Annotated in this window: 1 protein-coding gene; it reads right to left on the reverse strand. The window is 52.6% G+C overall.

The genetic code is table 11. The features are described from left to right. Positions 1-281: 281 nt before the first annotated feature. The gene (locus AC1DRJ_RS30395; protein WP_477805372.1) at positions 282-743 is read right to left on the reverse strand and encodes a hypothetical protein; all 462 of its coding nucleotides are present in this window, start codon (positions 741-743) and stop codon (positions 282-284) included. Between the last annotated feature and the right edge of the window lie 88 nt (positions 744-831).

Consider the following 831-nt stretch of genomic DNA (forward strand, 5'->3'; position numbering starts at 1 on the left):
GCCTCCTATTTGACGCACAAGCCTGCGGCTCAGCTGAACTGATTCCCATTTGCTGATGGGGTGTTATTTGCGACCCACAAGCAGATAGACGCCAGACAATTTGAGTGAGATGCAGGCAAGAGCGGAGATAAGAGAAGTGAGGTTACTTCAGAGGCAGGGCGAACTTAAGTGTTGATGCATAACGGGGTAATTACACCGGCACATTAATTAATGTTATCCGGGAGAGTTGTCAGTTCGCAATATTAATATTGGGACATTCGAAGAAGAATAACCGTTGGGATTCAAGGCAAAACGTTGTAGCCACGCTGTTGCAGACAGCTGCTGTACACAGAATTGTTGGCGGTGATGTTTTGCTCGGTGGTTCCTGCGTTCTGTCTGCGTTCCTGGCGTTGTCTGGATCCCCCGATCACCACGCCGGCAGCCGCGGCGCTGCGTGCATTGTTCTGGCGATAGTCTTGCTTGATATCGTCATCGATCTGGTCATAGACGTTGTCGTGTTGGTTACCCCGAACCTGCGCTGCGGTGGCTCCGGCAACGGCAGCGGTAGCAGCGCCTTTTGCCCGGCCACCGGATGGCACTGTGTTTTGTATCGGGAACTGAGCATTGGCCTGTGATTGGCAGACACTGGTGTCCTGCTGGATCCTCTGGGAAGTTTGGCCATTCAGTGGAACCAGTGTCACCGCCAATGCGCCAGAACTGGCGAGCGATACAAAGGCCGATAAGGTAAAGGTCAGCAGTTTCATCAAGTCGGACTCTCGTTAGACATCGTTACATGGTCTAGCGGTTTTAGGAAAAGACGCAGCTAAAACCCCATGCTCGTCTGCTCGCGAC

It is taken from the genome of Pseudomonas sp. P5_B2 (assembly GCF_056400445.1).

Coding starts and splice junctions, on each gene's coding strand:
- AC1DRJ_RS30395 (WP_477805372.1), bottom strand. CDS start 743: ATGAAACTGCTGACCTTTACCTTATCGGCCTTTGTATCGCTCGCCAGT.